This window comes from Bacillus salacetis (assembly GCF_049177075.1).
Taxonomy (GTDB): Bacteria; Bacillota; Bacilli; order Bacillales; family Bacillaceae_B; genus Rossellomorea; species Rossellomorea salacetis_A.
Map to the genome: position 1 here is coordinate 2,114,252 of NZ_CP185377.1, position 23,087 is coordinate 2,137,338.

The window sequence follows — 23,087 nt, forward strand, 5'->3', positions numbered from 1 at the left end:
GGGTCAAATGTTGTAATATTAAATTGAATTATTGCCTTTAAATCGCTGTTAAATTCAATTGACTCATTAGTCATTCTACATGGATATGGGATATAGTCAAGAAATAATGTGCTAAGTTTACAAAGATGACACAAAGGGTGGTTTTTACAAAAGCGGCTGCCAGGGAATCCATGGTCTCTATCCTTATGAAGGTAAATTATATGCTATAATAAGATGATTTAGATAACAGCTATAGCGATGTGGCTATTTGCCATTTTTAGATGGAAAAAGATTTATGAAAGAAGGTGAAATTGATGAATAAGCGTAGAGCTATACTTGAAGCCGCTGTGGAACTCTTTGCCGAACAGGGATATACACAGACTTCAATGCAGCAGATTGCAGACAGCATCGGCATTTCAAAAGGTTCGCTGTATTCATTCTTTCACTCCAAGGAAGATTTAATCATTTCGATTTATGAGCACTATCAACAGCTTGTTTTTGAACGTGCATATGTGGTTGGGCTTGACATGAAGATGCCTGGTGAAGAAAGACTCGCAAAGCAGTTTCAAGTTCAATTTGAAGGAATACTTGAGTATAAGTCTTATATGAAAATGCATATGAGGGGCGACAGCGCAAAAAACAGCGAAAAACTGGCTGCGATGGAACATAGGATGAGGGGCCGATTATTCAGCTGGCTGGAACATAACCTTCTCCAACTGTATGGCGATAAGATTATGCCGTATAAATGGGATTTGATGTGGATGACCCAGTCTATTTACTCTTCCTATATGATGCTGCTTATTTCGACAGATAGCGGACTTGCCCCGGAGGACCTTGGAAAGCATATTGTCAGACAAATTTCCAACCTTGCAGACGATTTTTTCAAGGGTAATAGCACTCCCCTTTTGAATGACGAAATCATGAAGCCGTTTTCCGTCAACATTGATCGGGAAGGAGCTTTCATCTCTTTTGAAAAACGGGAGGAAGCGTGGAATAATCTGTACGGAAAAATCCATTCACTGCCTGAAGGTTCAGGTGACTATCTCCACATTGCTGACCGCATTTCCGAAGAATGCAGGAAATCGAAGCCGGATGAATTGGTCATAAAAGGAATGTTCAGGCTCTTGAAAGATGAGGATGAACTTAAAAAGGCAGCCTCTGCACTGGAGAAGGAGCTGCTTTCTTAAAAGTAATAATCTATAAAAAGGACCAACCATAAAAATAGCATATCTTTTACTTTCAAGTCTGTTGTCGTCGGATTTTAAAAGCTAGGAACAAGATGGAACAAGCACCCTGAGCTAATACCATAAGGGAAGAAATTCCCCTTATTTAATAAATATCTGGATAAACAGGTCAAATAGGGGGAGAAATTCCCGCTATTTACTTAAAAAACATAAAAATTGGGTTGCTGAGCATGATTAACGGTAAATTCTTCCCTTATTTACCTCTATCCAGCTAAATTCTGCAATTTAACGGGAAAATTTCCCCTTATTTTGAATACCCTATCTATTTTCTTGGTCACTTTCTCAATTATTGGGTTTACTATGTGATTCTATATGAATTCAAACTAGAAAAAGCAGTCATTTTGGACTGCTTTTTCTAGTTTGTTGCTTCCTTAATCTCGATATGCACCTGCCTCACGGGAGGTAATATCACCTTGACCTGCGTTCAGATCTTTTTGAATATCCTGTTTTACTTTTTGAGGATCTGTGCCCGACAAATCTGGTTTCATAACAGAATTCAATTTTTCGTTAGCATTTTGCTTTTGCTGCATTATTCTCACCCCTTTCCAAAACAGTCTTCTTCAAAATATCCAAAAACATTCAGTTGTATGTAAAAATCAGTTTATTTTACTTTCGCTACACCTAAGGCATAATGATTGAACAAGATGTTTTCCACCATTTCTCCTTCTGATTCCTCACATTCGACTATCAGAATGAGCTCAGAATGCTTACCTTTCAGCAGCCTTTTTTTCTTCTTAATAACCTTTTCTGTATAAAGGCGAATCCCAAAGCCGAGAAGGAATCCCGCTGCGGCCCCTATTAACCCCCAGTAGATTGGGCCCCAAGCCAATTTAAAGCCGATACTTGCACCGATGACCGCAAATGCTGTAGCAAGAGCGGCTCCTACGTCAATTAATGAGGTGCCGTCAGAACGGTGGATTGTATCAAAGACCTGACGCTCTTCGGTTCTGTTATCAAGAGGGACGATAAATATCTTCTCTTTCGAAATACCTTTCTTCTCTAATGTGGCGACAGCCATTTCAATGAAACTCGAATGTATAAAAGTTGAGAATAATTGCATTGTTCAATCCACCTTCTGTCCCTTAAGCACCTTAAATGAAGCCGACTGAAAATTCTCTTTGAAATAGCTTCGCTGCACTTTTTCGTATAATTTATTGTTCTCAATGGTGTTAATATAAGAGTCAAAAACGGCAAATCCATATATAGAAGGGAAAAATAATAGCCATTCAGGATTCACAACACTTGTTGCCTTTTCTATCTCTCCTAAGAACAAGAGTGAAATAGCCTCAAGGCCATGTGAAAAATAAAAAAATACAACAGTCCACAGGATGGCAAAAAAAGCAGTCATTATCCTATGAATATAAAGCTGGCCCAGCCCAGGTACCAAAAGTGACCAAAAGACGGCCATAACCGGGTTTCTCATATCAAGATAGTTGATTTCAAGTGCCCCGATGCTGAAGGTGTTCATCCTATGATCTTCACGTTCGGCTAAAAGGGAGATTTTATTTAAGTCAACAGTCGTCCGATAGCTGTCCCAGATGGCAAAAATGTAAACGGGTATATAAATCAATAACCACCTTGTTTCCAAAACCTCCTTGGCCATTTCGATCTCTCCTTGAAAGGAATAGATCATTGCTAAGTTCACCTTGGCATTTAAATTAATAATCACTTCCCAAATAAATAATACAAACCCTCTAAGATATTTCGATAACAAAAGATGCCCGAAACCAGGGAAAGCGGCACTCCACCAACCAATGATATAGGGGTTTCTAAGGTGAATTTGCGTGGTTCCCAGAATACTGACATGGGCTCTATACCTTCTCGCGGTATTGTCGTTAGTATAATTATCCATGTTCTTCCCCTTTTAGTCCGTTTCTATCATTTTTTGCCTCCTGAAGGTTCTTTATACAGGCATTCCCTAACATCCCAAAGAGGAAGATATTTCTCAGTAATGCAGAAAGTTATTAGTTTGATTGCTATGAAGATAAGGGTATGAACATACTATAGATTCTATTTAGGAGGAATACTTATGAAAAAAATGACGAAGAACATTCTAATTGGATCTGCTGTATCTGCTGGGGGCGCTGCGTTGGCAACGGCGGTTTACAAAAAGAAGAAAAATGACAAATTTGAAACAGATGAAGATGTGGATTTCAGGAACAACGAGCAGTATGATGAAATGGAAAGTGTCGATGCTGATAAATCGGATGCTGAAAAAGGTCTGACAGAACTTGACCACACCTACCGTGAACAGTGGCAGGCCAATGGAATTCCTCAAACACATGCGGAAATGGAAAGGTTAAAAGAGGAAGCAAGAGAAGATAAATAATAATGGATCCCCTTCCGGCTTGAACGTCCGGAAGGGGAATTTTTTTGCCAGTTTTGCCTTTACCTGAACCTTCAAACATCCTTCGAGTCATCATAGTCATAACGGAAACCATCCTGCTGGGCGGTGGTATCCGAGTTGTTGTGCCCTTGTAACTTCTGCAGCACCTTCTGATACTGAAAAACCGCATGATGATCACCTGTATTGGCAGTCGCTGCCTTTAATGCTTTTTCAATAATTGCATGTTCTTCTGCGCTAAAATCCATCGCTATCCCTCCCTGCTGCTTTTTTAATGATCTTACTTTTTGTTGTTTGGAAATGGTTTATACCTTTAGGAATTAAATCTGCTGAAGATTCGAGCTGGAGGCTGGATGGGTAATTGCGGACAGCAAGTGGTCTTGTAACGGCGAAGGAGTCGCAATTGTGGGGTTATTGCGACAGGCCCTGCCCCAAGTTCGAGATAGAGTCGCGATTCCTGGGTTATTGCGACAGGACCCACTTCCGAGGCGATGCTAGAGTCTCAATTCCGGCGGTTTTGCGACACCAAACGCCTCTTAAACGCAGAAGGAGTCGCGATTAAAAAACCTGCTCAACAACAGCTTTAAAAAATCAAACCAGAGAAACAAAACTTAAAACTATACTACTAAACCCCTTGATACCCAGGGGGTTAATCCGGCCTATGTTTTACACTTCTTATATTAGGTTAATACAATAATAGAACACCAAACATTACTTAAGGAGGAGACAAGATGAAGAACACAAAGAAATTATCAGCGGTTGCTCTTGCCACGGGTTTTATGTTAGGTGGGACAGCTACCGCCAGCGCGGATGAAGTGGTCATAAAAGAAGGAGACACTTTATGGGGAATCGCATCTGACTATGGTGTAGATTTTAACGACCTTATGGAAGCAAATAGTGAATTTGATCCTATGGCCCTTCCTATCGGTGAAATTCTTGATGTGGATAATAGCGATGACGTGCATGTTGTCGGAGATGGAGATACACTGGATTCCATTGCAAGTGACAATGATACAACGGTAGATGAACTGCTCACATTAAATCCTGGTATTGATCCATATGTTCTGTTACCAGGTGACGGAATTGTCATCGGGCATGGTGACGATGAAACGGTCATTGCCCTTGAAGATGAAAATGAAGGAACTCAAAATCAGGACAATGCAGCGACTGGTGACAGTGTAAGTGATACCACAACAGCCACTAATGACGATGAGACGAACGACAGCGAATCAAGCACTGACGAAAACAATATGGACGACACTAATAATGCAGCAACCAATGCAGGTTCAGAAAATAACGACCAAACCAATAATAATGAAGATATGAATGATGAAGCAAACAATACTTCTGAAAACAATAATGATATGAATGATGAAGCAGCAAACGAAAATGATGATGATATGAACGAAGATGCAGCAAATGAAAATGATGATAATATGAATGACGATGCAGCCACAACAGAAAACAATGATGATGCAACTGAAAATAATGACGAAGCAAACAATTCTGATGAAGAGAATACTGAAGATACCGATGTAGACCAAGAGGATATTGAGCAAGACGACCAAATGATGAATGATTATCAAGGTAAGTAAGAATAACCTCTACTGCAGCAGATTTCAGTAAAAAGAAGATGGACAAAAAGAACAGCTGGCCCCGGCCTGCTGTTCTTTTATGGTTTTAGCTGGTTTTATAGTGCGGCAGACTTACCGTAACCGTCGTCCCCTTCTCCAAAGCACTTTCTATTTCGATTTGGCCCCAATGATTTTTAATAATCCTATTGGTAATCAATAATCCCAGGCCGTTCCCTTTTCCCTTGGTTGTGTAAAAAGGTTCGCCGAGTGTCTTCAACCGGTCTTCGGAAATTCCGCATCCATTATCTTTTATTTTAATAAAGATGTTATTCTCATTTAGTTCACATTCTATCAAAACATTCCCTTGCTCCATGTGTTCCATGGATTCCATTGCATTTTCAATGATGTTAAAAAGTGCCTGTTTGATTTGCTTGCGGACACCATAAACCATCATTTCTTGAAGATTCGAATGGATATCAATCTGTGCCCTGCTAAATTCAGCCTTACTGAGAATTTTCTCCGTCATCTCATTTAATAGAGAAATTACATCAAAGGCAGCTTTCTGGTGTTCCTGAGGTCTGGCGAGCATAATCAATTCTTCTGAAAAGTGTTCAATATTTTCTAATTCATTTTCCATGACCTTCAATATTTCGGGAGTCATGTAGCTGCTGTTTTCTTTCATGATTTTCACAAACCCTTTTACACTTGTTAAAGGGTTGCTGATTTCATGGCCAATGCCTGCAGATAATTCACCCAGCAAGGAAAGTTTCTCGCTGTTCTGGAGTGCTTTTTCTGCTGTTTTCCTCTTCGTGATATCAATCGAGGAACCGATGACCGCGGTCGTTTCCCCATTCACAACCACTGGATTAAGTACTGTCAGCCATTCGTGGCCCTTGGGATCTGTTTTTTCGAAAATGAGCTTCTCCTGAGATGTCCAGCACTGCTCGTATATACTGCATACATCATCAGCCAGGGTTTCTTCCAGAATGTCTTGAGGTCTTCTCCCGACTGTTTGATCAGAAGTCAACTCCATCTGGTTGAGGATTTGTCCATCAAAAAGAGTATAAATGAACTCCCCTTCCTCTTTAATGAGGCTGAAGATTAACCCTTCCTGATGATGGATTACATTTTGAAATTGTTCCTTCGCCTTCAATAGCTGCTCTTCATAATGCTTGCGCTCAGAAACGTTTCGGGAGATTCCAATAATATAACTGTTATAGTTTTCTTTATGGAGAGGGATCAATGTGGTTTCGTACGTTTTCTTCTCTCCGTTAAAGGTAATGGTTTCTTCATAAAATAATGTTTTTCTAGTCGTTAATACTTCATTATATTTCTCTTTCACTTTTTCAGCTTCTTCGCTGTCGACAAGTTCATCCACCGTTTTGTTGACAATAAATTCTTCTCGCATCCCGGTGTGTTCCAAGTAGGCCTGGTTTACTTCAATACATCTGAACTGATGATTCTCTTCTGCTCGAATCAGAAAGACCAATTCATCTATATTTTGAAACAGGGATATCAAACTGAAGTTTTCGTCCCTTATCATGTTTGATAAGACCATTGCCTTTACCCCCTCTTTCTTTCAAAACAAGCAGTAGCATATAACCGACTGACTTAATAACCTACTATAATTATATCATTTTTTTCTTTTAAAAAACGTAATATTCACAAAATATGGATATCGTTACTTTCTATAGAGAAAAAAATGAGCCTCCATATTGGAAGCTCACCTTACTTTTCATTAAATATTCTCCTGTTTCAAACCTTCGATTATATTCTCTTTCCTGATTTTCGAAATGGAATAAATCATAGCTGAGCTGACGATGACAAAGATGGCAACGACAACAAATAGAATATCCATCCATGGAATAGTAAATCCATATTCAAAGGTTTCCCTCATGGATAGGAAGAGCAAATACATGATGATCAAGCTGATCGGCAGGCCAAACAGCAAAGCATTGACTCCGTAGAAGATGCTTTCATAGTTGATCATCTTGTTAAATCCTTTAGGTGTCATCCCGACTGACTTCAGCATGGCGAATTCCCGTTTCCGCAGAGAAATGCTGGTTGAAATAGTGTTGAAAATATTTGCTATGGAAATCAAGGAAATCAACGCGATGAATCCATAGGTGAAAACAGACATGAATAAAACAAGCTGTTCTTCCCGCTGCCTATTTTGAAAGACATTGTAGATATACATGGAAGACGGCGTGATTTCTTCAAGCGCTTCCTGGGTTTTGATCGGATCCGAACTATTCAAATATAGATTGGACTGAACTTCATTTTTAGCGGGACTGTCTGCAGCCATACTGTTGAACATTTCCATCGGGACAATGAGATCCAATCCTCCAATGCCTGCTGTGTGAACACCGATGGGTACCTCATCCGTCAATGCGCCGACGGTAACCTCGGGTAAAGGTACTGTTTCGTTTGTTGCATAGTTGGTGGAGAGCAATTGGAGTTTTTCTCCCTGCTTTGTATCTATTGATTTCGCTTCCACAAACTTTGACGCCTCATAATCTTGATAGGAGATTTTTTCAATAACAAGAGCTGTTGGAGACTCAGCGTTCAAAAATTCTGCAGCATCCACTCCGGCTTTTTCAGCATACTCTTGAAAACTCTCATGTTCCATACCATATAAATTGACATAGTATTGGTACTTGCCATTTTCCAGCTCGATATTTTCCCTGCCGATCAAATCTTTCAGTTCCTCTGGAAGTTTCGCTTCTTCAATCAGGGATGTGAGTTGCATCCGCTTTTGTATGCTATATCCAGTCACATTATCCAGATTAGTTAACGATTCCAGCTGTTCAAAATCGTCATTGTCTCCGCTGACATTAATATCATAGTTGATGCCGTCTTGAGACATTTCTATCGATCTTCCCAGGCTGTCTGTAAAAAAGGATACCGCTAAGAAAAGGATGATGCTGATAACAAGTGAAAACAGTGTTGCGTAGTACCTCTTTCGATTTCTTTTCACATTTTTTAAGCCGATTTCCGCTTCCAATCCAAAGGTTTTGCGTACCATTTTCGAAGTTTTCACTTTTTTGCGGGATAACTTAATGTCCTGTGATTGGCGGATCGCATCAATTGGTGAAATTTTCGACGCTTTCCTGGCAGGTACATAAGTCGATATGAAAATCGTCCCGATAGAAATGAGACACGCAATAAGGATGGATGCAGGAGTGACCACTACCTCCAGTTTTTCTGTCGTGCCTAGTGCATCTGCGATAAACGAGTTGATGAACATGAAGGTTAGCGCTATACCGATAATCCCAGAAATGATTCCGACCGGAATGCTGATCAATCCGATGACAGCACCTTCAAAAAAGACGGAATTACGTTTTTGTTTCTTCGTTGCGCCTACACTTGAAAGCATCCCCAAATGCCTGGCCCTTTCTGAAACACTTATGGCAAAAGCATTATAAATCAGAGAAACGGATCCGATGATGATAACTGCCATGATAATACCAGCCAGCGAATACAGAGTAAATCGAAGGTTACTTTGATCTGTAACACCATAGTATCTCAGTAGTTCGTTATTAAAAGAAACCTTCTCAATTCCATTTTCCTTTGCTATTTTTTCAGCATCTTTGAATATGGACCTCTTCACATCTTTCACCGCTACTACGGCGTTTACTGTTTCCGACTCCGTTAATGCGTCTGGATCTATATAGCTGATAATGGTATATCCAGGTGACCACAAAGGTTCCCAAGTGGGACGCTCAATCACGCCAACAACAGTAAAAGTTTCTTCTGATTCAACACGAAGTTCCTCCGTCACACCGTCCTCGTCCCTTTGCAGCGGGTCATTCTGTCCTAGAGGATCAGGTGCCCCCTCCATAAGACGGTTTCCAATCTCAACCGATAGTTCATCGCCTATCTGATAAGAGTGTTCCATATCTTCTGTCAAATGTTCCGGGATGACAACTTCATTTTTTACCTCAGGAAGACGGCCTTTACTCAATTTAATCGGAAACTGCTCGAACCCCTGTTCATTATATTCTTTGATGAATAAGTAGGGCTTATCTTCCACTTCTGGTCCATCCAGCCGTGCATAACCAAGATTTTGGGTAAGCGTCAATTCTCGGGTATTTTCGTCCTTAGAGATGGATTCTATCTGGCTTGGCGTCACATCATCATACTGAACATGCCATTCACCATCCGTGGCAATGGATGTCCTTATCATCAAATCCAGGAAAGATACGCCTAAGGTGGCAACCGCAGTGACCATAGCGACCGAGATGATGACCCCGATAATGGTCACCAGCGTTCTCCGCTTATTTTCCTTCATATGGCGCAAGGTCAGTTTGTTGATGATGTTCATGGACGGATCACCTCATCCCTGGCGATTTTCCCATCATCAATTTCAATCACCCGGTCTGCCTGCAAAGCAATCCGCTCATCATGAGTAATGACAATCAGTGTTTGATTGTATGTTTTATTAAACATTTTGAGGAGTTCAATAATCTCACCGCTGTTCTTGCTGTCAAGGTTCCCAGTTGGTTCATCCGCCAGAATGATTGCAGGATTGCTGATCAAAGCCCTCCCGATAGACACACGCTGCTGCTGGCCGCCGGAAAGCTGATTCGGCAGATGGTTCAGCCGCTGGTCGAGTCCCAATACTGACACGATATCCTTGAACTGCTTTTGATCCACCTTATGTTGATCCAACAGCATCGGTAAAGTGATGTTTTCTTCCACCGTCAGGATTGGGATCAGGTTGTAAAACTGATAGATCAACCCAATCTGCCTCCTCCTGAAAATGGCCAGTTGGGTTTCGTTCAATTGATAAACATCTGTATTATCAATGAGGACCTTGCCGCTTGTCGGACGGTCAACACCACCGAGCAGATGAAGCAGCGTGGACTTTCCAGATCCAGACGGACCGATGATTGCCACAAACTCGCCTTTTTTCACTGAGAAGGAGACATCGTCCAGTGCCTTTACCGAAGTTTCACCTTTTCCATATACCTTAGACAGATTTTCTATTTGTAAAATACTCATAAAATAACCTCCATAATTTTCGATGTTAACCACAGTATATCTGCCTAAGGTGACTTTAAAGTGACTTTGAAAGTGACAGTTTAGTCACTTAAGGGAGGGATGGTTCTTGTGAGCACCTCTTCAAGACAATTTTTCTTAAATTTTACGGGGGTGATATACCTGGGAGATTTATTCAAGGGCATCTTGACCTCGTAATTTTGAAGATCATGTACTTGGAAAGCCTTCTCAAGGGCATCGTCTCTTCAATTTTTCAAGGTTCATGTATTTGAGACGCTTCCTCAAGACACTTTCTCTATATTTTTCCGGCTTCATGTATTTGAGATGCCTCTTCAAGACAGCTTTCTCAGCCTATTTCAAACTTCGTGTACTTGAAGCGTCCCGTCAAGTCACTTTTTCTCCTCTTTTCTAAGCTTGATGCACTTGAAACTTATCCCCGCGGCTTCTTGTAAAACTTAATCAAAAACTCAGTCCCGTTTCCTTTTTCGCTTCTGACTTCAAGGTCCCCCTGCTGGCTCGTAATGATGCTGTATGCCATCGCAAGGCCGATGCCGACACTTTCTTCCCCGGCATTTTTCCCTTTATAGAAACGCCTGAAGATATAGGGAAGGTCTTCTTTTGGGATACCTTTGCCATTATCCTTGATGCGGATTTCCGTAAATAGTGGATTCTCAGAGTAGGTAATGGAAATAAGGCCGCTATCTGGTGTATGCTCGACGCAATTCTTTAGAATATTGATAATCGCTTCGGCCGTCCAGTGGAAATCGCCTGTGAATGAGTCTTGTGCACCTCCGTCTATGTTAAGTGTCTGCTGCTTAATATCCATCGGGATTAAAACTGGTTGCACCGCTCTGTGAATGAGATCCTTAACGAAAACTTCATCCTTTTTAAAATCGATTGTTCCCGCATCGATTTTTGACAATTTTAAAAGAGAAGAAACGAGCCACTCGATCCTTTCTAATTGGACACGGATATTCTGTGTGAACTCTATCCGCTTGTCTTCTTCCAGTTTCTTATCACTCAGCAGGTCTGACATGACCATCATCGAAGTCAGCGGCGTTTTGAGCTGATGAGAAATATCAGATATCGCGTTTGTTAATTTGTACTTGTCCTGTTCCAAAGATGAACGATGTTCCGAAAGCATCAAGGTCACTTTATAGATATCACTTTTTAAAATGCTTAGCTCTCCCTCATGGTTATCACGGACGTCAAGACTGTAATCGCCGCTGGAGATCTTCCGCAAATAACTTGAAAGCTTTTCGATTTCACGATAGCGCCATCTGGTGAAAAGGAAGCTGCAACCGATGAGGAGAATGGATGTAATTAACACAAGCAAAGCTGCAAGCCCTGAAAGGAGGAGTGCAGCCAATACAGTTGCAGAAACAGTTATCAAAATCAGGACAAGGAATACTGCTTGAATCTCACGGTTCCGCCACATATCAGTTCCCCACCTTGTATCCCAGGCCTCGAACAGTTTTGATGATGGTTGGACTTTGCGGTTGGTCTTCCAGCTTTTCACGAAGTCTTTTAATATACACCGTCAACGTGTTGTCGTTTACGAAATCGCCCGCAACGTCCCAGATCCGGTCAAGCAGCTGCGCCCTCGTCAACACTTGTCCGACATGATTGGCAAAAATCAGAAGCAGCCTATATTCGAGCGCCGTCAAGAGCACCTCTTCCCCATTCTTATATACTTTTCCTTCCAGTGTATTCACCCGTATATTTTCGATATCTATGTATGTATTTGCCTGAGGGGCCTGTTTATGATAGCGTCTCATCACCGATTTAATCCTTGATAGCAATTCACGGATCCGAAATGGCTTAGTGATATAATCGTCTGCCCCCATATCCAGCCCCATCACCACGTTCACCTCATCATCAAATGCCGTCAGAAAAATTACAGGTTTGTCGCCGTTCTTTTTGACCAATTCGCATAACTCATAGCCGCTGCCATCTGGTAGTGACAAATCAAATAAACATAAATCAATCTCATCCAATTGCTCGCCGATGATCTCTTTCGCCGTAGCTGTATCATGACAAAGGATGGTCCGGTAGTCCTCCTGCTGCAGGGAGTATTCCAAGCCGGCTGCAATCGTCTTATCATCTTCCACAAGTAATACTTTCATTTCCAACACCCTAACCTGATCCGTTTTCTTTTATCATATTTTATCGGTGTGGTTTCCGTCAAAAATATTTAAGAGACTGCTTTATGGTCGATTGGTCACATGCAAAAAAACTCAGCCTTCACGAACTGAGTTTAATTCAATATAGTTCGTTTACTCTGTTTACTGGCCAGCATCCTTCGAATTTTCCAATCTCATTGGGCCGTTAATTCAGCGTACTGACATGTAACTAATCTGTTCACATAAAAAATCCTCTATTTCACTATCAGCACAGGGCAATTGGCCCGCTTGGCTACTTTATGGCTGACACTGCCGAGAACAAATTCCTGCAAACCGTTCAAGCCTCTGCTCCCGATAATGGCTATATCAAACTCATTCTTATTAATATAATCCACGATTACCGGACCAGGCTCACCGTGCAAGATCGTTAACTTATAAGCTACTCCTGCTTCTTTTGCGATGTTTTCAACCGATCTCATCCGCTCTACCCTGGTATCGCCCAATTCATTCGAATTCCAATTGCTCAACACATCAGACTTTACCCGGTCGTGGTCAACCACGTATACCACTTCAACTGAGGAATCCTGAGTACACTTTGCAATATGAATCGCATTTTCCGCCGCACGTTTTGAGTGTTCAGAACCATCTGACGCCAAAAATATCTTTTTATACATTATCCTTCCCCCTTTTAGTGCGAACCTAGTTTATTTGCCAGCTTGTTAACTAATTCTGTACTGTCTTCATTTAATCCTTTTACATTTACCGTAATATTGAGCAGATGTATTTCTCCTATATGAAAAGACTTACCACTAATTGTGATAAGCCTTGTGTTTTTTTATACGGTCAACGAGCCGCGGAATCCTCTTGCAGCATAATAGGAATCTGCTCCATTGTGGTAGAGGAAGACATGTCCGAAACGGTAATCGCAAAAAAGTGCACCGCCGAGTTCCCGGATATCATTTGGAGTCTTGACCCAGCTTGACGTTTTTTTATCAAAATCCCCAAGTTTCTGGAGTTCACGGTATTCTTCTTCTGTCAAAAGTTCAATGCCCATGGCTGCTGCCATATCCATCGCGCTATTTTCGGGTTTGTGTTTTTTTCTTGCTTCCAGTGCAGCACGGTCATAACAAACACTCCTGCGGCCTTTGGGGCTTTCCGCTGCACAATCATAAAAACTGTATGTATCACTCTGCTCATCATAGTCGACTACATCCGGTTCGCCGCCTGTTCTTTCCATCTCATTAAGCGACCACAGTTTATCAGGGTTTGCCTTCAATTTCGTTTGAACATTTTCCCATACCAAGCTATTATGCCGCTCCATGTTTTTTTCAAAACGGGCTTTCAATACTTCGAGTAATTCATCTGTTTGTTTAGTTGATAACTCTCTCTTATTCATTGTTTCATTTCCCATGTTGGTCCCCTCCATTTTTTTGAGTTCAAAGCTTTCACAAGTTCTTTATGTAGTATTCCAATCCCTTACCATATCTTTTGATGTCAGGAGTATCATTATTATAAATCATCGAAGATAGAAGTGTTTGTAAGGCTTCTTTATGTTTATTCCCATTAAACAACGCCATACTGAGAAACATCGATACAGTCGGAATGCCTGGAAAGCGGGCTTCAGCCACAGACAGGATTTCTATGGCCTCATCAAGCCGCCCGACATTCCGTAACGAGCTCCCCAATTGCAGCAAGGCATATGCTTCGAACTCTTTGTCGAGCCCGAGCTTAATCGCTTCTTCATACAGGGGGATCGCCCTTTGCTCCTGCCCCAAAAAATCATAGGCGTTTCCCAGTTCAAAATTGGCTCTTGCTGACTCGGGATGTCTTCTTAAAAGTTCAGTGAAAAAGTTTATTAATTTTTGTTCATCGTACTGGTTTTCCCAGCCTTCCTCCACCAAAGCATCCCAGTTTGGCTTCATATCCACCGGCTCCTTCCAGCTTTTAATAAAAATTTAATTTGAGTGGGAAAAAATTATCAGCAAAGTGGTAATGATAACTGATTGAGCTCCAGTCACGACTAAATCTTTTTTCCAGTGATTCCTTCCAAGTCGACTTAAAATACGAGCAATCAGAAAACTACATAGCCAAATGATAAAAAAAGTAAGCAGTGGCCCCATTTTGCACCTCTCAATTTAGGGATTCTTAGCAGAGTGTTACAGAGAAACTTGATTTCGGTCTAATTCAGGCTTTTTCCTATGCTTTGCAGCCTGTTCAAAAGCATATCCTATTTTGATCAGAAGACCTTCGCTAAAAGCACCACTTGCGCACGTTATCCCAAATGGCCTTCCGCTTTCCATGTATCCTGCCGGCAGCGCAATGGAAGGATATCCGGCCTTGGCGGCAATGGTCGACCCGATGTAGGAAGGGAATAAGATGGCATCAAGATTATATTCCTTTAAAGCATAATCAATTCCGTAGTCCTGGGAGAAATAAAGGTCCTCCAACTTTGCATTTAGATATTCGGTATTGCTTAATGTATTGGGCAGGTCCGCTCTATATTCCAGCATATTCTGTCCATATTTCAAAGCCTTTTCTTTATGCTGTTTATTGAACTCGATTAATTCAGTATCGCTATGGACCGGTATGTTCGGAGGCAGTTTTTGCAAGAAGTTCCCTAAGCTTTTCTTCATTTCATAAATCGGCACACCCCAGCTCCATTCCCGGTGAAAAGAGGGGATTTCAATGTTTTCAAACACCTCTGCCCCTTGATCTTTAAGCGTTTGTAATACATCATTAAAGAGTTTTTCGTCATATTCGCCTGATTCTTCGTAATAACTTTCAGGCCCCTTGTTATAAACTCCTATTTTTGCATCCTTCAAGCCGTTTTCATCGAGGAATGATGTATATTCCCGTATGACTCTTCCTTCACTTTTATAAGTAGCGGGATCAGTCTCATCCACTCCACTTAAAGCACCCAGAAGGATAGCGGCATCGGTTACCGTTCTTGCAAAAGGACCGGCAGTATCCTGGGTATAAGTAAAGGGAATAATCCCTGTCCGGCTGATCAGACCGACTGTCGGCTTGATTCCAACAACAGAATTTTGTGTAGCGGGACTAAGGATGGAAGCATCTGTTTCTGTACCCACCGACAATAAGCTGAAATTAGAGGCAACCGCGGCAGCTGACCCTGAACTGGATCCGCCAATGAAAAATTCACCTGGCCCATAAGGATTTAAAACCTGTCCGCCTCTGGAACTGTATCCTGCGAACATGCTTAAGGACATCCCGTTTGCCAGTTCAGTCATATTCGTCTTGCCAAGAATGATGGCTCCTTCTTCCCTAAGCCGCTTGACTAAAAATGCATCATGCGGGCTTAAATAATCTTGTAAAGCAAGCGCACCGGCACTAGTGTGCATGGAATCGTTCGTTTCAATATTGTCTTTTAGCAGAACGGGTATTCCATGAAGCGGGCCCCGAGATCCTTTCTGCTTCCTTTCATGATCCAACCCCTCTGCAATAAAAATTGCATCCGGATTGATTTCAAGAATCGAGTTGATTTCAGGACCTCTCTTATCATATTTGGCAATTCGATCAAGATAGTACATTACTAATTCTTTTGAAGTAAAATAGCCTGCCTCTAGAGCTTCCTGCACTTCCATAACATTGAGCTCTTCTTTTAAGTGTTGATTGAATGTTAATTCCAGGACGATCGTCTCCCTTTTTTTTAAATCCATTCCCTTTTCTTTACCAAATTGCTATAAAGTATGTAAATTAAACCTTATTCCACTTCCGTTAACACTTGAACCACTAGTGCTTTTCACTCATTGACTACTTTCAGTGATTTCCCGATCTCTGTTGAATTCTTTCATCGCTTTTTTGAGGTTATTTTCCTGATAAGAAGTATTCCGAAGTCCTGCGTCAAAAAGCATAATCCATGTGTCCTTTTGGCCTTCATAATCTGTAAAGAACCTCTCCTCTCTATGAATATCTTCAATGAGAGAAAATTTCCTTTCATCACTCAAATCCTGCCAATGTTTCACAAGCAGTTCATCATCTGATAGTTCTTCTACCTTTAGTTCATTTGAATTAGTGCAACCCACTGCCATTGTTGTTAATAAAAGAAAGAATAAAACTACGATTAATTTCTGCATAATTCCCCCCAGACTATTCAGATTTCTCCTAAATTTTTTGAGAACTTTAAAATCCCCAGTAAGTTTTAAAGTCCCTTTGCTTTCACATGTGTAACCTAAGAAAAGAATGATTGTGGTATAATTATCCAAAACCAGTTAAGGAGATTGTTATGTTTATTGGTGATTTGCTTTATACTTTACTAGTTTTATCGATTCTTATTATAGGTGTGATATCGTTCACTCTTTTCATCAGGCGGCTTCTTTTTAATACTTCTGCAAATACGAGCGCTTCCAATGATATTAATAAGAAATTAGACAGAATTATTGAACTGCTTGAAAAACAGTCTGAATAGCTGCTGCTAACCATACAAAGTTCCAATCAAGGCTGGAGGCGCACTCCGTGTCTCCGGCTTTATTTAGACAGCAAAGATTTACCCCTCAAGAAGCTGCATGTAATATAATTCTTCCCCATTAAATTCAACGAATAGGATGCCCTTCCCTTCTTCTTCGTTTGAATAAATTTTTGTTCCTTCCGGCAATTTGGTTGCACTGAAATCTCCAAAAAACCATCTGTTCGTAGTCTGGTTTTCGATTTCCCCCAGAAGAAGTTCTTTAGAAAATGGGATATTGTTATCATCCTTAAACCAATCCAAATCTGTAACATTATTATAGATGAAGCCATCATACTGGATTATGTCTGCATCTTCATTTTGTTTCAATATGTTTCGGGCAGTCACTTTTCCTCCATCTGCAACCCCGCAGCCGGGTGTAGTTAAGGAAAGAATGATAAGTGCTAAAATGAGCTTTACCAACTTCAACCAACCACACCCTTTTTTCATTCTTCTCTGATTTAGGTCAGATAGTGTCACCATAACTAATTATTCCAAATTTTCTCACTCAGCACAATGAGACTTTCATGTTTTTTAAATAAAAGAGCCTAACCCCGTGGGATTAAGCTTTTGTTAATGATTTGAACAATGATAGTATCCTGCTGTAAGTTCCTATTCCATCTCTGAATAATCATACTTAGCTACTTCAGTTAGAAAAGATCTTGTATCCATCACAACTCGGAACTCTCACGGAGTTTTAGATGGAATTGCCCGGTTTTTCCATCACTAAACGTGATGTACTCTGAGTTTCAGATGGAATTGCCCCGGTTTCCATCACTAAAAGGGCTTCTCTTTAAATTTTAGATAGAATAACTTTTCTATTATATTCAAACCAAATACATATCAGTTAAAGACCTGTTTCTAATGAATCCAAGTTTTTCATATAGCTCAATCGCTGGGTTGTCTTTTAGTACGGATAATCTGGCTGCCGGGTACTCCTTACTGGATATGTTGATGGAATGGGTCAGCAAAAATCGGCCGAGGCCTTTTTGCTGATGTTCCGGGTCCACGGCTAGACTCATGATTAATGGATACTCTTCAAATTCCATATGCAGACAGGTACCTACGATGTCATTCGAGCTCTGATCTACTATAACTCTTGAACACTCATCCATGATTTGATTATTACTATGAGTGTCGAGGAATTCCTTAACATGCAGAATATAGCCTTCTTTCTCTCCGACTTCTTTATAAGCTGGATTTGCTTCATAGGCTTTCATGATCAGGCTGGCAATTTCATCTGTATCTTCGCTGGAAACCGGCCTTGACAGGTATCCTGCAGGCAGAACGGCCTTAAGTGGCTCTGTTGGACGGATCATCCAATAATTAATTTCGTTGACCTTGCATCCATTTTTCTCATAAGTTGCTACTTGTTCTTCAACAATCTCTCTTATGAAGATTTTTTCTTCAGCCTTTGATACCTTTTTTAAATAGTTTAAAAGCTTTTCAAGTAATCCCTCATAATCTTTATAGGGAGGAACAATGAATAGATCTGAAAAGAAATTCGGTTTCAGGAATACACCTCCAATTACCTTTTCATTTTTCATAATTAGATAGCCGCAGTCAAAAATAGATGCGACTTCCAACATAGTCTCTGGGGATCTTCTAAAATAGTAGTCTGCATATTTTTGACCATGATAAATGGAATGAAATCGGGTAAATTCTTTTGGTTCTTGATAAATCAATTTCAATCCCTCTTCAATTTCGATTATCTTATCCAACATCAGTTGCTGCTCACTCATTTATTTCTCTCCCTTTTTTCACAACTGAGACCTAAAAATCAATCTCTAAAGTTTGTTTCATTTCATTCAATATATCCAATTGTTTCTCTTTGCCAATTAGGGGTTTGCCTGGATTCCGACTCTCCTGTGAATTGAAAAGAATCGTGCCATCCTCCAAAATATAGAAAGCAAACTCTGCTTTTTCAGCAGAACGCCCCTCCTCAAAAAAAACAAACATATAAGAGGTTTTTGACGTCAATGTTTCCATAAAGGTATTAACCTTGATATTTTTCACCTCTAAGTCTTCTATCATAGTTAATATATTTTTAATTTTCTCTTGGTCTGTGACAATTGTGGTCATTTCTTCAGATGATGTACTATTTTCTACTTTTTGAATCATGAGAGTACTAGCAAAACTTTTATCTTCGAATCTTATCTTTTCATTTCCTGAACAGGCACTCAACAATAAAATTAGAACGATAAGCGATACCATACTCCTTTTTATAGTAATTCTCCTAATTATGGCTCCTAATAGAACAGCAGCCTGATCTTCAACAATATTTAAATCAGGAGCTGACTGATATCTTTCCAGCCATAAACAAGTTCTGATAGTTTCTCTCCGGCAATTTCCACCTGGACAGTGTCTATCTTTATACCGCCAAGTGCTTCATAGAAGTAACGTGAACTATTGTCTGCAACGACAAAAACAAGCATTGAGTTTAATCCCATTCCTTTAAGTGCATTTATGATTGGGGATACGAGGTCTTTTCCAATACCCAGCCCCTGATATTCTTTTAAGATATAGATGGCATACAGCTCCCCATCAAATCCTTGATACTCACCGCTTCTTTCTTTACCTCCAGAGGAAAATCCAACAATCTCTCCTTTATTATTCTCTGCTATATAAACTCCACCATTTGGAATGGCTTTAAACCAGAACTGTTCCCGTTTTTCATAACTCAAATTATTCAGGTAATCTTCCGGCAAAATATCAGCATAGGTTGATTTCCAACTGTCAACATGTACTTTGGCTATGCCCTTTGCATCATGTGGAACTGCTTTTCTGATTTTCGTGAGCTGACCATCCATCAATCCATCTCCTTACTTTTTCGAACTACCCTGGATTCTTAACCTAATTTTTGAAGTAAATGCTAGTTATTCAAAAGGGATTCTATACCAAATATAATTAAATTTAATTTGCAATCCTACCTTTTCAGCAACAGAAACAGAAGGTTTGTTGATTTCCATACAATCCCAATATGGAATGATGTTATTCTGAATACAGTCGTTCACATAAGCATGTGCTACTTTTTGCGCTAGTTTCTTTCCTTGATGGTATTTTAACGTCTCAATGTCAATGCCATGCACATTTCCAGCAACAACACCTGAAAAACAAACGCTTACAATTTCGTTTTCATAAACTGCAATATATCCAATTCCCTCTTTAATAAACTTTTCAAAAGAAGCCCAAAACTCCAAGATTTTCGAATGTAAGAATTCAACGTTTTTAAATGTAGAGCATCCTTTGGAATCAATAATATTTTTTGTGATTTTTATAACTTCATATCCTTGCTCTACAACAGGTTCATATTGCTTTCTACATTCATTCTCTTTCAATTCATAGACCCTTTGATTGTAGCCAATCACATTTTCGCCAAATACTTTTTTGATCGTCTTATTCCATTTCGAATGATTACCGATTGCTTCAAAAGCTGTAAGACCAACTTTATTGGCATCTGGTTTGATTACATTTTCAAAAAATCCCTTCAATTGTCTATTAAATCCCTCATTCTTTTCGTTGCCTATAAAGATATAGCCATTATTGCTGCCTAGCCAAATGAATCCAGACTCAGGAGCAGTTGTATCATCTACAAATACGCGGCCTGGATGCCCTCCCTCAATTACCGCTTTTGCTTCTAATAGTCCTTCATCATTTAATAATTCTTTACATTTGTAAAAATCAGACTTCTTAAGTTCTGAAATCATTTCTTTTCACCTCTCCTACTATTAAAGGTCTTCATGTTGGTTACACACTTCATAATTGTATCGCCAAATGATCTCACGTCTGATAAATAATCATAGCCATCCGGGGAGCCGAAACTATTAAACATACGAACTGCAACAATTTCTTCTTCGGGAATGACTAATAGGGTTACATTGGTGAACCCAAGTATTTGATAAGAACCTTTAGGGACGTGGTGACCTATCTCAGTCTTTTTGGCGGGTAAATCTTTAACGAACCATAAGAAGCCATTTTGTGGTAAGTCTTTATGCAGAGTGGATGGACTCTGAAGAGAAGTGGCCATGTCTATGATTTCTCTGGGAACAATTTGCTTTCCATTTATTTTTCCTTTTTTCAGATGGAGATATCCCCAGTACGCTAACTCCCTGGTCGATACATACATGTTCATTTTGTCGCCTTCAGTGCTTTCACTGGTTCTCCAGTCTTCATCCCCTTCATAACGCAGCATAACATCAACCAGCTTCTTGTGCTTCTTTGAATACCAATTGGATTCGTTGAAGCCTAAGGGGGTGAAGACATTTTCGTGAAGGATATCTGCAACTGATTTGTTTGTTGTTCGTTTGACAATCCGAGTTAGAGCGTCGATCCCAATTTGTTTATAAGACCAGTTTGAGCCGGGAGGAAACTCACGGACGGTTCTGTTCCCCACCTGTTTCAATCCATGTGTATGGGTAAGTAAATGTCTTATAGTGGTATCTTTCCAAGTACTCTCTTCAAGTTCGGGCAAATAGGATAGAACCAGATCATCTATGCTGTTTATACATTCATAAAACAGGGCATGAGCAACCGCAAAGCCTATATAACTTTTCCTGACCGAAGCTACATGAAACTGGGTATCAGCCTGAACTGCTCTCGCCGCTTCTTCATCTGACTGTCTGCCTATGTACTTTTCCAACACAATAGAATCTTTATGAATGATAAGAGTCGATGCTCCTGAACAGATGACTTTATTGTAAGTATTGTACACATGATCCAATACCGGTATGAAAGACGAATTATCTTTGTGACTAAGAATCAATACCTTTTCTTTCCTTTCTATGGATACTTGTCCGGCTTTTTCTTAACACTTACACTAATGAAAGAAGAATTCATTTATAATTCTCTCTTGGCTTTTTCAATAATCTCTTTAATAAACGGTTCTTTTTGACAGGTGTAGGTTGGTCTATCATATTTGTATTTAGTGGCAAGTTCACTTTTGAGAAATGCATATTCTTCAGCCACTTTAGGATATTTCCGAAGGTAATCACGAAACAATAACTTTTCAACCCACTCAGTGCTATGTATCTCACAAACATGCAAATGACAAGTACCTTTCCCCCACAAACCTTTTCGAAAAAATATCCTATCAGTTACTTCTGGTTTGGGAACATATTCATATTCAATTGAATTCAACGGAGGAACAATGCTGGATACCGTGCTTAAATCCTCTATCCCCACCAGAATATCAGTGATGGGCTTAGCTTTAAGTCCCTTTATTGAAGTGCTTCCAATATGTTCAATACCTTCTATTTTATCACCGATAACCTCAATGATTTTCTTCCTCTCCTGGTTGAAACGATACTCCCATTCTGATTTATACTCACTTAAAATCACAATCGGTTTTATCATTATTGCTCACCCCCCTAACTAGACATTTGTTTAGTGCAATAAACTTCTATTCTATATTTCCTATATATTAAGTCTTTTTCCAAACATATCTTTTACCAACTAAATTAAACCCAACTGACTCGTAAAGTTTATTGGGAGCCGGGTATTTTTCCGGCATAGCCGTATATACTGTTGCTTTTTCAGCACCAAGTTCCTTAGCAGCATTTAACACATTTAATAATAAGGCTTTACTGATACCTTTCCCTCTATAATCATGGTAGCAAGATACTGCCTCAATAGTAACTAACTTGTTCTTTTCATCATACCTTCCACTATTTAAAGCTACTACATTGTTATCGGGACCCAAAACTACTAAGTCTAACTGTTTTCTATAAGTAGACGTTTCATAGAATTTATGAAAGATACCCTTATTGAATAATATTCCATAACAAAGTTTATAGGCTGTGTACACCTCATCATATTCTTTAAGATTCGGTACTGATTCTATATAAAAACCTTCGGGCAATTCCAGTTGATTTACTGAATTTCCAAGATCAAAATCCCGTCTCACCCAGTACTCATCCGACTTGTTATAACCATTTTCCAATAATACTTTCTCATAATCCGTGTCGTTATCGTAAACTTCCCATTCCATATTGTTATCGACTGCAGAATAAAACTTTTCTCCAACTCTAACAATTTCATCAAAGATAAACCTGTACTTAGCTGTTATACAAAAGGAACCTTCTTCAAGAACTCCAACTAATGTATCATTATCAAACCATAGAAAAACATTTTCTAAGACCTCATCGATATACTTAATTGGTTCTTCCATTCCTGCTGACAATGCACATTGAAATTCGAATAAGCTTAAATTATTGTCAAACCTTGTCCCATAAGATTGATAACTTTCCTCCAAGAAAGTACATATCTTTTGGTAATCAGTTATATCTTTATATCTTCTGTAAGTAATATTCATTATTACTCTCCGTCCCATAGTTTACATATTATTGCTGGTCTTTCCTTATG

General features: G+C 39.8%; 26 protein-coding genes. 4 read left to right on the plus strand and 22 right to left on the minus strand.

The window, feature by feature from the left end; all coding sequences use genetic code 11:
* The first annotated feature begins 293 nt into the window (after positions 1–293).
* Positions 294–1,166: a TetR/AcrR family transcriptional regulator gene (locus ACOJQI_RS10865; protein ID WP_421385233.1), complete on the plus strand. Its 873-nt coding sequence runs from the start codon at positions 294–296 to the stop codon at positions 1,164–1,166.
* A gap of 428 nt (positions 1,167–1,594) precedes the next feature.
* Here the strand turns inward: ACOJQI_RS10865 and ACOJQI_RS10870 are convergent, their stop codons facing one another.
* The 3 genes from ACOJQI_RS10870 to ACOJQI_RS10880 all read right to left on the minus strand — a co-directional run bounded on the left by ACOJQI_RS10870 (position 1,595) and on the right by ACOJQI_RS10880 (position 3,075).
* Complete coding sequence (locus ACOJQI_RS10870; RefSeq protein ID WP_421385234.1) at positions 1,595–1,753, minus strand: hypothetical protein; 159 nt, start codon at positions 1,751–1,753, stop codon at positions 1,595–1,597.
* Between the two features lie 71 nt (positions 1,754–1,824).
* On the minus strand, positions 1,825–2,283 hold the full coding sequence (locus ACOJQI_RS10875; protein WP_421385235.1) for a hypothetical protein: 459 nt from the start codon (positions 2,281–2,283) through the stop codon (positions 1,825–1,827).
* Positions 2,284–2,286: 3 nt separating this feature from the next.
* Entirely contained in the window at positions 2,287–3,075 is a 789-nt protein-coding gene (locus ACOJQI_RS10880) for a hypothetical protein (protein ID WP_421385236.1), read from the minus strand.
* Between the two features lie 177 nt (positions 3,076–3,252).
* Here ACOJQI_RS10880 and ACOJQI_RS10885 point away from each other — a divergent pair, with 177 nt between their 5' ends.
* Entirely contained in the window at positions 3,253–3,552 is a 300-nt protein-coding gene (locus ACOJQI_RS10885) for a hypothetical protein (protein WP_421385237.1), read from the plus strand.
* 71 nt (positions 3,553–3,623) lie between these two features.
* Here ACOJQI_RS10885 and ACOJQI_RS10890 read toward each other — a convergent pair whose 3' ends face one another.
* Positions 3,624–3,815: a hypothetical protein gene (locus ACOJQI_RS10890; RefSeq protein WP_421385238.1), complete on the minus strand. Its 192-nt coding sequence runs from the start codon at positions 3,813–3,815 to the stop codon at positions 3,624–3,626.
* A gap of 483 nt (positions 3,816–4,298) precedes the next feature.
* On the opposite strand from ACOJQI_RS10890, the gene ACOJQI_RS10895 reads away from it, so the two are divergent.
* Positions 4,299–5,162 carry a LysM peptidoglycan-binding domain-containing protein gene (locus tag ACOJQI_RS10895; RefSeq protein ID WP_421385239.1) on the plus strand — a complete coding sequence of 288 codons (864 nt, stop codon included), beginning with the start codon at positions 4,299–4,301 and terminating at the stop codon, positions 5,160–5,162.
* A gap of 85 nt (positions 5,163–5,247) precedes the next feature.
* Here the strand turns inward: ACOJQI_RS10895 and ACOJQI_RS10900 are convergent, their stop codons facing one another.
* The 10 genes from ACOJQI_RS10900 to ACOJQI_RS10945 form a co-directional block, all read right to left on the minus strand.
* On the minus strand, positions 5,248–6,699 hold the full coding sequence (locus ACOJQI_RS10900; RefSeq protein ID WP_421385240.1) for an ATP-binding protein: 1,452 nt from the start codon (positions 6,697–6,699) through the stop codon (positions 5,248–5,250).
* 180 nt (positions 6,700–6,879) lie between these two features.
* Positions 6,880–9,465: an ABC transporter permease gene (locus ACOJQI_RS10905; protein WP_421385241.1), complete on the minus strand. Its 2,586-nt coding sequence runs from the start codon at positions 9,463–9,465 to the stop codon at positions 6,880–6,882.
* Positions 9,462–10,145: an ABC transporter ATP-binding protein gene (locus ACOJQI_RS10910; RefSeq protein WP_421385242.1), complete on the minus strand. Its 684-nt coding sequence runs from the start codon at positions 10,143–10,145 to the stop codon at positions 9,462–9,464. The genes ACOJQI_RS10905 and ACOJQI_RS10910 overlap by 4 nt, the downstream gene beginning before the upstream one ends.
* A gap of 427 nt (positions 10,146–10,572) precedes the next feature.
* Positions 10,573–11,580 carry a sensor histidine kinase gene (locus ACOJQI_RS10915; protein ID WP_421385243.1) on the minus strand — a complete coding sequence of 336 codons (1,008 nt, stop codon included), beginning with the start codon at positions 11,578–11,580 and terminating at the stop codon, positions 10,573–10,575.
* A 1-nt stretch (position 11,581) separates the two neighbouring features.
* On the minus strand, positions 11,582–12,268 hold the full coding sequence (locus ACOJQI_RS10920; RefSeq protein ID WP_421385244.1) for a response regulator transcription factor: 687 nt from the start codon (positions 12,266–12,268) through the stop codon (positions 11,582–11,584).
* 251 nt (positions 12,269–12,519) lie between these two features.
* Entirely contained in the window at positions 12,520–12,939 is a 420-nt protein-coding gene (locus ACOJQI_RS10925) for a universal stress protein (RefSeq protein ID WP_421385245.1), read from the minus strand.
* A 161-nt stretch (positions 12,940–13,100) separates the two neighbouring features.
* Positions 13,101–13,676 carry a DUF4256 domain-containing protein gene (locus tag ACOJQI_RS10930; protein WP_421385246.1) on the minus strand — a complete coding sequence of 192 codons (576 nt, stop codon included), beginning with the start codon at positions 13,674–13,676 and terminating at the stop codon, positions 13,101–13,103.
* Between the two features lie 34 nt (positions 13,677–13,710).
* Positions 13,711–14,187, minus strand: coding sequence for a tetratricopeptide repeat protein (locus ACOJQI_RS10935; protein WP_421385247.1), 477 nt, complete (start codon positions 14,185–14,187; stop codon positions 13,711–13,713).
* A 234-nt stretch (positions 14,188–14,421) separates the two neighbouring features.
* Complete coding sequence (locus ACOJQI_RS10940) at positions 14,422–15,912, minus strand: amidase family protein (protein WP_421385458.1); 1,491 nt, start codon at positions 15,910–15,912, stop codon at positions 14,422–14,424.
* 117 nt (positions 15,913–16,029) lie between these two features.
* Positions 16,030–16,359: a hypothetical protein gene (locus ACOJQI_RS10945; RefSeq protein ID WP_421385248.1), complete on the minus strand. Its 330-nt coding sequence runs from the start codon at positions 16,357–16,359 to the stop codon at positions 16,030–16,032.
* Between the two features lie 149 nt (positions 16,360–16,508).
* Here ACOJQI_RS10945 and ACOJQI_RS10950 point away from each other — a divergent pair, with 149 nt between their 5' ends.
* Positions 16,509–16,691, plus strand: coding sequence for a DUF4083 domain-containing protein (locus tag ACOJQI_RS10950; RefSeq protein WP_421385249.1), 183 nt, complete (start codon positions 16,509–16,511; stop codon positions 16,689–16,691).
* Between the two features lie 78 nt (positions 16,692–16,769).
* On the opposite strand, the gene ACOJQI_RS10955 is transcribed toward ACOJQI_RS10950, so the two are convergent.
* The 8 genes from ACOJQI_RS10955 to ACOJQI_RS10990 all read right to left on the minus strand — a co-directional run bounded on the left by ACOJQI_RS10955 (position 16,770) and on the right by ACOJQI_RS10990 (position 23,037).
* Entirely contained in the window at positions 16,770–17,156 is a 387-nt protein-coding gene (locus ACOJQI_RS10955; RefSeq protein ID WP_421385250.1) for a hypothetical protein, read from the minus strand.
* A gap of 398 nt (positions 17,157–17,554) precedes the next feature.
* Complete coding sequence (locus tag ACOJQI_RS10960; protein ID WP_421385251.1) at positions 17,555–18,469, minus strand: GNAT family N-acetyltransferase; 915 nt, start codon at positions 18,467–18,469, stop codon at positions 17,555–17,557.
* Positions 18,470–18,500: 31 nt separating this feature from the next.
* Positions 18,501–18,941 (minus strand): hypothetical protein, encoded by a 441-nt coding sequence (locus ACOJQI_RS10965; RefSeq protein ID WP_421385252.1) that lies wholly within the window; start codon positions 18,939–18,941, stop codon positions 18,501–18,503.
* A 68-nt stretch (positions 18,942–19,009) separates the two neighbouring features.
* Positions 19,010–19,537 carry a GNAT family N-acetyltransferase gene (locus tag ACOJQI_RS10970; protein WP_421385253.1) on the minus strand — a complete coding sequence of 176 codons (528 nt, stop codon included), beginning with the start codon at positions 19,535–19,537 and terminating at the stop codon, positions 19,010–19,012.
* A 66-nt stretch (positions 19,538–19,603) separates the two neighbouring features.
* Positions 19,604–20,434: a GNAT family N-acetyltransferase gene (locus ACOJQI_RS10975; protein WP_421385254.1), complete on the minus strand. Its 831-nt coding sequence runs from the start codon at positions 20,432–20,434 to the stop codon at positions 19,604–19,606.
* A complete protein-coding gene (locus tag ACOJQI_RS10980) occupies positions 20,431–21,489 on the minus strand; it encodes a serine hydrolase domain-containing protein (RefSeq protein ID WP_421385255.1) in 1,059 nt (352 codons plus the stop codon). Before ACOJQI_RS10980 ends, ACOJQI_RS10975 begins: the two co-directional genes overlap by 4 nt.
* 74 nt (positions 21,490–21,563) lie before the next feature.
* Entirely contained in the window at positions 21,564–22,079 is a 516-nt protein-coding gene (locus ACOJQI_RS10985) for a GrpB family protein (RefSeq protein ID WP_421385256.1), read from the minus strand.
* Between the two features lie 67 nt (positions 22,080–22,146).
* The gene (locus tag ACOJQI_RS10990; protein WP_421385257.1) at positions 22,147–23,037 is read right to left on the minus strand and encodes a GNAT family N-acetyltransferase; all 891 of its coding nucleotides are present in this window, start codon (positions 23,035–23,037) and stop codon (positions 22,147–22,149) included.
* Positions 23,038–23,087: the final 50 nt, after the last annotated feature.